General features: G+C 32.5%; 9 protein-coding genes. 8 read left to right on the plus strand and 1 reads right to left on the minus strand.

Annotation, left to right across the window (positions count from 1 at the left end; all coding sequences use genetic code 11):
- The 7 genes from ACJMLH_RS07880 to ACJMLH_RS07910 form a co-directional block, all read left to right on the plus strand.
- Positions 1-2,673: right-handed parallel beta-helix repeat-containing protein (locus tag ACJMLH_RS07880; RefSeq protein ID WP_405276450.1), on the plus strand; the 2,673-nt coding region annotated here is incomplete at its 5' end.
- A gap of 444 nt (positions 2,674-3,117) precedes the next feature.
- Positions 3,118-4,224 (plus strand): ABC transporter substrate-binding protein, encoded by a 1,107-nt coding sequence (locus ACJMLH_RS07885; protein WP_405276452.1) that lies wholly within the window; start codon positions 3,118-3,120, stop codon positions 4,222-4,224.
- Positions 4,225-4,231: 7 nt separating this feature from the next.
- Positions 4,232-5,245, plus strand: a complete 1,014-nt coding sequence (locus ACJMLH_RS07890; protein WP_405276454.1) for a FecCD family ABC transporter permease — start codon at positions 4,232-4,234, stop codon at positions 5,243-5,245.
- On the plus strand, positions 5,236-6,039 hold the full coding sequence (locus tag ACJMLH_RS07895) for an ABC transporter ATP-binding protein (RefSeq protein ID WP_405276456.1): 804 nt from the start codon (positions 5,236-5,238) through the stop codon (positions 6,037-6,039). The genes ACJMLH_RS07890 and ACJMLH_RS07895 overlap by 10 nt, the downstream gene beginning before the upstream one ends.
- A 270-nt stretch (positions 6,040-6,309) precedes the next feature.
- Complete coding sequence (locus ACJMLH_RS07900; RefSeq protein WP_405276458.1) at positions 6,310-6,960, plus strand: peptide ABC transporter permease; 651 nt, start codon at positions 6,310-6,312, stop codon at positions 6,958-6,960.
- Complete coding sequence (locus tag ACJMLH_RS07905) at positions 6,957-7,598, plus strand: MotA/TolQ/ExbB proton channel family protein (protein WP_405276460.1); 642 nt, start codon at positions 6,957-6,959, stop codon at positions 7,596-7,598. Before ACJMLH_RS07900 ends, ACJMLH_RS07905 begins: the two co-directional genes overlap by 4 nt.
- Positions 7,599-7,602: 4 nt before the next feature.
- Positions 7,603-7,902, plus strand: a complete 300-nt coding sequence (locus tag ACJMLH_RS07910; RefSeq protein ID WP_405276462.1) for a DUF2149 domain-containing protein — start codon at positions 7,603-7,605, stop codon at positions 7,900-7,902.
- A 155-nt stretch (positions 7,903-8,057) separates the two neighbouring features.
- On the opposite strand, the gene ACJMLH_RS07915 is transcribed toward ACJMLH_RS07910, so the two are convergent.
- Complete coding sequence (locus ACJMLH_RS07915) at positions 8,058-8,459, minus strand: DUF3795 domain-containing protein (protein ID WP_405276464.1); 402 nt, start codon at positions 8,457-8,459, stop codon at positions 8,058-8,060.
- Positions 8,460-8,679: 220 nt separating this feature from the next.
- Here ACJMLH_RS07915 and ACJMLH_RS07920 point away from each other — a divergent pair, with 220 nt between their 5' ends.
- The gene (locus ACJMLH_RS07920; protein ID WP_405276466.1) at positions 8,680-9,237 is read left to right on the plus strand and encodes a 50S ribosomal protein L15e; all 558 of its coding nucleotides are present in this window, start codon (positions 8,680-8,682) and stop codon (positions 9,235-9,237) included.
- Positions 9,238-9,260 lie beyond the last annotated feature (23 nt).

The following is a 9,260-nucleotide window of genomic DNA, read 5'->3' on the forward strand; positions in this document are numbered from 1 at the left end:
GATACTAATGGAAATCCTGTTGTTGGGGAAAGTGTTACAATTGATCTTAATTCTAAAAAATATTCTCCGGTAACCGACAGTAACGGAAATGCTGTAATTAAAGTTTCCATTTCAAAAGAAGGAAAATATGTTGCCAATGTCAATTATCCTGGCGATGAAGTTGATTATGAAGGATGCAGTGCACAAGCAACTGTCACTGTTAAAAAGCAATCAACAAAAATCATTGCATCTAACTTGAACATGATTCCAAATATGGCGGAATACTACTCAATTACCTTAAAAGACACATCAGGTAAACTGATTTCCAATCAAAAAGTTACATTTAATGTCAATGGTAAAAAATACACTAAAACCACTAATGGTAAAGGTGTAGCTAAGGTTAAATTGAAATTCGCTCAAAACAAAAAAACATATAAAATGACTATCAAATTTGCTGGAAATAATAAATATAAGACAGTTTCAAAAACAAGCAAAATAATTGTAAAGTATTCATCAAAAATTGCCAAATTAACAACTCCGAGCGTAACAATTCCTCCAAAAACATCTAAAACATACACTGTTACATTAAAAGATGGAAACGGAAAAGGAATAGCTAAACAGGCAGTAACTGTTAAAGTCAATGGTAAAACTTACACTAAAAAGACAAATTCCAAAGGAAAAGTCAGTGTTAAAGTCAAATTCTCCAGTTTAAAAACTTATAAGGTCAGTGCAACTTATAAAGGAAGTAAAATCTATAAAAAAGCTTCATCAACAGGTAAAATAAAAGTTGCAAAAACTGCAACCAAACTTACCACTCCTACAGTTTCTATTCTTCCAAATGAAGCTAAAACCTACACTGTAACCTTAAAAACAGGTGCTGGAAAAGCATTGTCCAAACAAAAGGTAACAATAAAATTCAACGGAAAAACCTATACTAAGACTACTGACAGTAAAGGCCAAGCAGCTTTGTCTGTAAATCTTGCGGACGAAAAAACATACTCTGTAGTTGCAAACTATAAAGGAACCGCAATTTACAAAGCATCCAAATCCACTGGTAAGATTAATGTTTCAAAATTAGGCACCGTTATTGAAAGTTACGACAGAACATATTCATCTGACTCTCAAAAGGTTTACAAAATTTCTCTAAAGGATGTTTCTGGAAATCCATTAGCCAACAAAACATTAACATATACTATTAATAATGCGGATTACTCAAAAACAACTGATGAGAATGGTCAAATTAAACTTGATTTAAGTGCAAATAACTCATTTGAAATAATTACTAAGTATGCCGGTGATGATAAATACAGAGAAAGTTCCAATACAAACAAAATTACAATTTTAAACCAATCTGGTGTAATATTTGTTGATGAGAATTTGCCAAACTCTGAAATCCAAGATATTTTGAATTCCGCTCCAGACAAATCCGATGTTGAATTTTTAGGGGATTATTACTTTGGCATTGCATTAACAATTAACAAGCAGTTAAACATCTACTCAAAAGAAAAAACAATTTTGAATGCAATTGAGTATAATCCAACATTAACAATCAAATCAGATAATGTAAATGTCACTAATTTTGCAATTTACGGAAACTCAAGCGATGCAGTTGACATTAACGGCGCCAAAAATGTAATCTTGAATAATAATTTTATTGTAAATCACTTGGATGAATCAAAAACTCAAGATTATGTTAATGGAACTGTTAATATGCCTGGATATGGGGTAAGCATTTCAAATTCAGCTGATGTGAAATTATTAAAGAATACTATATCATTATTTGAAAGCGGAATATTTGCAGAACACTCAAAGCAATTAACAATTGACAATAATGTAATTAGGGAAAACAATTACGGTATTAAATACGGATTTGGAGTTGCAAACACTAAAATTGTCAACAATGAAATTCTAGAGCAAACCGGATTGTATATCATGACCGTGCCGGAAGGTCCGTCAGGTTATGGAATATTTTTAAACAATTCTGCTGTTAATGTAACAATTAACCGCAATCATATTGCCTGGAATCATTTGGGTATTTCTCTGGATGCAAATTTCTCAACTGGAATTGTCGTTACCCAAAATACTATAACTGATAATGTTCTTGAAGGAATGAGGTTCAATGCAGGATATGATTTAGCTGAAAATGCGGTCACACCTATTGTAACGGATAATGCAATTTACAGAAATGCAAGAGGCCCTAGTATGATGATTCTGGGTGAGATGAGTGCAAATCCTGAAGGAATCTACGGTCTTGGTCAATGGAATGAGTCTTTAAGGCTAAAATTGGATCCAAACTGGTATGGTACAAACAATCTCATAACATGGGATTATGATACCGGAGTGGTGGGCTATGGAACAATGTGTCCAAGAATCAGCACAACCGCAATCAAGTTCGATAATGTCACCTGCAATTCTCCTGGAAACTACAGCGTTATATTCTACAAAAATGGTGAAGTTGCTTCAAATCTTGCAGAATTTGAGCTGTATGCAACATTAAACAGAGGATCTGCAAAAGAAATCGAAGTCAAATTCAATGTTGTTGATGGTGTTGGTTCATTTGCATTCGCCGCTAACAGTTTTAAAGATTCGAATAATGTCATTGAAATTTCTGTCGGATCTTTAATTGACTCTACTTACAGGACATTTAAAATAACTTCAACATATAATGTTCCTGACAGTGAAATTCCAATCTAGATAAATATGTTTTTTACATATTTATTCTTTTTTTATTTTTTCATCTATATTTCAATATTTTTTAAAGCTATTTTTCTAACTAAAATCATTAATGTCAATGTTAGCTATATTTAAAATAGCAGTTTCCACGTTAACAATCAAAATTATGAATCGTCTCTTCATTTTAATTGAGGGGATTTTTAATCTTGCAAATTGTTTTTTTAGATGGTGATTCTGAATTTTGAAGAATCTCATTTTGTAATTTATTATCAACGAGAATATTGATTTATATTTATTAATTATTTTAGATTAGCTTTATTATTAAATATGGATAATTTTAATAAATTTTTTATTAATTTTAATCTAATTAATAATCTTTTTATATGAAATATTATAATTTTGAGAAATTTTTAAATAGCTTAATGAATATACATTCTTATCGTAAGTAACGTTTGGGGTTTGAAAATGGAAAAGAAAATTAAAGTAATTATATTGTTGTTGATTGTTCTGGTCGTAGCGGGAATAGCTACACATTTGTTTTTGACTCCTTCAACCGTAGAAACTCAAGGATCAAAAAATGTCACTGATATGATTAACAGGTCAGTTGAAATTCCTGCTTCGGTTAGTAATGTTGTGGCTACCAGTCCTCCAATGACTACTGTACTTTACATGATTGCACCGGATAAATTGAAAGCCGTAAATTTTCAATGGACAGATGATGAATTAAAACATGTTCCAGGTCAATATCAAAATTATCCTGTTATCGGCGGATGGTATGGTTCTCAAGACGGCAGTTATGAAGAATTCATTGCATCAGAGCCTGATATAGTTATAGAATCTATTGATGAAGGGGGAGACGGCGATTTATCAACTGTTAAAGAACGCCAGGAAAAATTTGGAAAAATTCCTGTAATTGCGGTCAATGACACAACAAATGTTGAAAAAATTGGTGAATCCATCACATTTATGGGAGATGTTGTCGGAGAACAGGATAAAGCAAAACAATTGAATGATTTCAATAATAAATATCTGGATATTGTACATGAAAAGGCAGCTAAGTTATCTGATAGTGATAAAAAAACAGTTTATTATGCTCAAGGTGATGACGGTCTTCAGACAAATCCTTCACATTCAACTCATGGACAACTGATAGATTTGGTTGGTGGTGTTAATGTTGCCGATTCTGTCAGTCAGGGAAACACAACAAGTGGTGTTCAGGTTTCAATGGAGCAGGTAATCAGTTGGAACCCTGATAAAATAATCACTAATGACCCTGAGTTCTATGCAAGTGTTTATAATGACTCTAACTGGGGCAAAATTGATGCGGTTAAAAATAAGGAAGTTTATTTATCTCCACAATCTCCATTTAAATGGTTTGACAGGCCGGTTGGAGCAAACATGATTATTGGAGTTCCATGGACAGCTAAAGTATTGTATCCTGATGATTATAAGGATATTAACATGCAGGAAGCAACTAAAGAGTTTTACTCTAACTTCTATCATGTAGATTTAAGCGACAATGACGTAAAGCAAATGTTATTGGATTCAGGTCTTAAGGAATCAAATCTATAGTGATTTTATGGATAACGAAACAAAAGAGATTATAAGCATTATTCTTTTAATCTTTTTTCCAATAATTTTATTTTTCGCTTCATTTTTAATAGGAAGATATCCGATTAGTCCAGTTGATGTAGTGAATACATTATTGTGTCCGGTATTTCCTCAACTGGAAGTAAATTCAACAATAACTACTGTTGTTTTTGAAATCAGGCTTCCAAGGATTATTGGAGCCATAGTTGTTGGGGCATGTCTTGCAATTTCAGGAGCAGCTTTTCAATCCATATTTAAAAACCCGCTGGTTTCATCTGATTTGCTGGGTGTTTCAAACGGTGCAGGTTTTGGGGCTGCATTGGCTATTTTGATAAGCGGAGCGAATATTATTACTCAAATTTTTGCATTTGTTTTTGGTCTGATTTCCGTGGCAACCACTTATTTAATATCAAGAACTTATAAGGCTGGAGGAATACTTGTTTTAGTCTTATCAGGAGTTGCAATATCTGCATTTTTCAATTCATTGATATCTGCAATTAAATTTATTGCAGATCCTGACGATAAATTGCCTGAGATAGTATATTGGTTAATGGGAAGTTTAGCTTCAATAAATGCGGATAAATTACTGATGATTTTAGTTCCGGTTATCATAGGTCTTGTAATATTGCTGCTTTTAAGATGGCATATGAACCTGCTTGCAATGGGTGATGAGGAAGCCCAGTCATTAGGTTTGAACCCTTCAAAAGTTAGGCTGTTGATTATTGCGGGATGTACACTTTTGACTTCGGCTGCAGTTTCAATAAGCGGTATTGTTGGTTGGGTTGGATTAATCATACCTCATATGGCACGTATGATTGTAGGTCCAGACAACAGGATATTGCTTCCGGCTTCTTTAAGTCTGGGGGCGAGCTTTTTACTGTTGATTGACAATATATCTCGGGCAGTTATAGCCATTGAAATTCCTATTGGTATTTTAACTGCAATCATTGGCGTTCCGATTTTCTTATACTTACTTAAAAGAGGTTATTCAGAATGGTCGTAGACAATAACTTATTTGAAGTGAAAAATATCTCTTTTTCATATAATGATGAGCAAATATTTTCAGATATTAGCTTTTCTATTGGTCGGGGTGAAGTGCTATGTATTCTAGGTCCAAACGGAACTGGAAAAACTACTCTGATTAAGTGTCTTAACGGTCTGCATGATATTGATTCTGGAGATATTCTAATCAATGGCAAAAATATTAAAAAATTATCATTCAGAGAAATTTCAAAACACATTGGATACATTCCACAGTCACATGTCCCGTCATTTCCGTTTAAAGTGTTTGATGTTGTCCTGATGGGAAGAGCTCCTTATCTTAACCTCACTGACTCTCCTAAAGAGGAGGATGTTAAAATTGCTCAGGAAGCATTGAAAACCTTGGGAATTGAATATCTGAAAGATAAGGAATATACAAATTTGAGCGGCGGAGAACGCCAGTTGGTATTTTTGGCAAGAGTATTGTGCCAAAAACCTGACATGCTCATATTGGATGAGCCGACTTCACATCTTGACTTCGGCAATCAAATAAAACTTCTGGAAATTATTGATAATCTTGCAAAAAGCGGATTGTCAATAATTATGTCATCTCACTTTCCGGATCATGCATTTTTAAGCTCAACAAAAGTCGCTATCATGAAAGATAAAAGGTTCATTGATTTTGGAACTCCCGATGATGTGGTAACCGAAGAGAACCTTAGAAAAGCTTATTCAATTGATGTTAAATTGATAGAATTGGATGATAAAAGAAAAGTGTGCGTTCCTATGAAAACAAACCTGAATCTGGATTTGTAGGGCACAATGTCATTTTGGAATAGTGAAGAATAAAAATAATCACGAAATTATTGATGAATAATATTGAGATTTTTATTCATTATTATTTTTTTTATTTTTAAATTTATATCAAAATTTTCTATTATTTTTATCAAATTCAAATTTTTAATTCTTATTTTATTATATAAACATTAATAAACTCATTATTTTATTTTTAAATAATTCATTACGATATGTTTATATATTCATGTAGATTAATATTTAACTATATAAAGAGTATAGGTTGTAATAATGGATTTAATCGGAGGATATTTATTAGTTATTTTAGTTTTATTTTCAGCAAATATTGCGTTATTGCTTGGAAATTATGCAATCGGCAATAAAAAGTTAATTCTAACTTCATTGGCAATTGCAGCGGTAACATTCATATTATTAAATGCCTCAGTCTATTTAAATGCAACATTAGTGTTTTTATTGGATTATTTTAGCTATTTATTTTTCGCTATTGCAGTCGTAATATTCCTTGCAATGTTTTATCTAGTTAAAAATAATGAATTTAAGATTTCATTATATTTAATTTTGCTAACGTTTCTAATCTCAATAATTTTATTTTCATCTCAATCAAGTTTGAACTTCTTTGAAATGATTATATATTCTTTATTGGTTTTTATTATTTTATTTGTTGTTTATCAACTTTCAAAATTATTGCATCATGCTAAAAGACAATATTCTGTAATAATCGGGGAATTTATGTGTTTGGCTTCAATTTTAATGTTCATATTTGCTTTTACATATTTTTCCACTTTAAATCTTGACTATTCAATGTTTAGTTCATTTCTGATATTGACTCCTACTTATCAGCTGATTTATGTTATAATATCCGTTATTGTTATTTTAGTCATTGGTGTGCTTTTAAATGATAGTAAAGGAGGAATTTCATGATACTTCAGGGAACTGAAACATTGACATCTTTTATCCATATACTGTCCGAAAGTCTTCTAACTCCAGTTGTAATTTTACTGGTTATTTCAATAATCATTGTTATTTTGTCTTTCGGCGGTTTAATCAATGAATACATTTCCAGAAAACCAATTGAATCAAAGGATTTGGAAGATTTGGTTAGAAGAGTTTCATTTTCAACTAATGTGAGTCAGATGAAAGATGAAATTAACAATAGTAATTTATTTGATTATCAAAAGGAAATTTTAACTCGTATTGCGGACAATCATGATATCGGTCCCGATGCAAGAAAGGCATTGGCCAGTGAATTGATATCTGCAGAAGAAACAAGACTGATTAAAAAAACTAATAAGACTGATATTCTTGTTCGTGTAGGTCCAAGTTTAGGTCTTCTGGGTACTTTGATTCCATTGGGTCCGGGGCTTGCTGCACTTGGAACAGGAGATATTGCCACACTTGCAGAATCTTTAACTATTGCTTTTGATACTACCGTTACGGGTTTGACTGTCGGCGCCCTTGCTTTTTTAATATCAAAATACAAAAAACAATGGTATGAATCAGAATTGATTGATGTTGAAACCGTTGCAGAAGCGGAATTGGAAACTATAAATAAATGGTGATTTGATGCTTAGGAAAAGAAGAAGGATATCTGAATCGATTGATGATGATCCAATGAGTGGTTTGAATAACCTTTCGGATGCAATGCTGGTTTTGGCATTGGGATTTCTGATTTTTGCAATCATGGCGTTGTCTGTCAATCCTGACATGATTACTCAATCACAATCAACTCAGGACGTTTCCACAGCAGATACATTCTCACAGAACTACACTACTGCCGGCGGTATTGAAGATAGCGGGTATAATGAAGTAGGTAAGGTCTATGAGGATCCGACCACTGGTGAACTGGTAATGGTATCGGGTTGAAGTTTTGTTCTGGAGTAATTTTTACTCCTTTTCATCTACCTATTCTTTAATTTTTTATCTTGTTTTTTATTTTAAATGCATTAATGTTAATGTTACTGTCATTTAAAGTTATATTATTTCCATTAACCATCAGAATAATCAGTCACGTTTTCAATTTAATCGATAGTAAAACTGCACTCGCTGCATGATTTGGTTTGGAATTTCACAACTCCTCCACACTCGGGGCATAACCATTTTTCTCTATCTTGACTCATCATGCGCCCGATGCCTGTTGTCTTAATTCTTTTGGCACTTTCAAGTGTGTTCAAATCATGCCTTTTAACATATTTTTTTGAGTGCTTTTTCATCAGTGGGCATGGAAACTCACTGCAGCGTCCGCAATAGCTGAAATTTTTAGAATCAAAACAGCTTTTAATCTTGCATTTTAAGCTGGCCTTGCTTTTCCCGTCATCACTTATGAGGCATCCTGCACATGGATTTTGGTATTTTTCACAGCTAATGCAGTTAATTCCACATGGTGCAAGTAATTTTGAATCAATTTCATCAGGCATTTTCATAGTAATTACTATATCTGACTTGATATTAAAAGTATTATGAATATTTAAAAATAATTTTTTAATGTAATAATAGGCAAAAATTTCAATTTTAACGATAGCTTTATAAATAAATAAGATAATATATTTTATTACTGTTATTTTTTAGCAGTATTAATAACTTTTTTTGGGATAAGTTCCCATATGGATGTGGCCTTCGTGGCTGAACAAAAAGGTGTTATTTATGTATAAATATATTAGAGACGCATGGAAAAACCCAGATGAGTCTTACGTACGTGAACTCATGTGGCAAAGAGCTCCTAAATGGAGAAGAGAAAAAGCAGCTCAAAGAATTGAAAGACCAACTAGACTTGACAGAGCTAGAAGTTTAGGTTACAGAGCTAAAAAAGGATTTGTTTTAGTAAGAACCAGAGTAAGACGTGGTGGAAGAAGAAAAACCCGTCGTTTCAATGGTCGTAAACCTAAAAGAATGGGTGTAAACAAAATTACCCAAGCAAAATCTATTCAAAGAATTGCTGAAGAACGTGTAGCTAAAAAATACCCTAACTTAGAAGTATTAAACTCCTACTGGGTATGGTCTGATGGTAGATACAAATATTACGAAGTAATTTTAGTTGATCCAAACAGTCCTTCTATCATTAACGATAAAAAAATCAATTGGATTTGCTCCAAAAAACACACTAACAGAGCTCTCAGAGGCTTAACTAGTGCTGGTAACAAAGGACGTGGAATCAAATCTAAAGGAAAAGGCTCTGAACAAGCTAGAAGAAGAAAAATCTAATTTTTCTTCATTCCTTTTTTGAT

Origin of the sequence: Methanobrevibacter sp. (genome assembly GCF_045116495.1) — an archaeon.
Lineage (GTDB): Archaea > Methanobacteriota > Methanobacteria > Methanobacteriales > Methanobacteriaceae > Methanocatella.

What these genes read in the sequence shown, in the direction of transcription:
- ACJMLH_RS07910 (WP_405276462.1), top strand. Translation starts at nt 7,603, where the DNA reads ATGCTTAGGAAAAGAAGAAGGATATCTGAATCGATTGATGATGATCCA.
- ACJMLH_RS07890 (WP_405276454.1), top strand. Translation starts at nt 4,232, where the DNA reads ATGGATAACGAAACAAAAGAGATTATAAGCATTATTCTTTTAATCTTT.
- ACJMLH_RS07905 (WP_405276460.1), top strand. Translation starts at nt 6,957, where the DNA reads ATGATACTTCAGGGAACTGAAACATTGACATCTTTTATCCATATACTG.
- ACJMLH_RS07915 (WP_405276464.1), bottom strand. Translation starts at nt 8,459, where the DNA reads ATGAAAATGCCTGATGAAATTGATTCAAAATTACTTGCACCATGTGGA.
- ACJMLH_RS07920 (WP_405276466.1), top strand. Translation starts at nt 8,680, where the DNA reads ATGTATAAATATATTAGAGACGCATGGAAAAACCCAGATGAGTCTTAC.
- ACJMLH_RS07900 (WP_405276458.1), top strand. Translation starts at nt 6,310, where the DNA reads ATGGATTTAATCGGAGGATATTTATTAGTTATTTTAGTTTTATTTTCA.
- ACJMLH_RS07885 (WP_405276452.1), top strand. Translation starts at nt 3,118, where the DNA reads ATGGAAAAGAAAATTAAAGTAATTATATTGTTGTTGATTGTTCTGGTC.
- ACJMLH_RS07895 (WP_405276456.1), top strand. Translation starts at nt 5,236, where the DNA reads ATGGTCGTAGACAATAACTTATTTGAAGTGAAAAATATCTCTTTTTCA.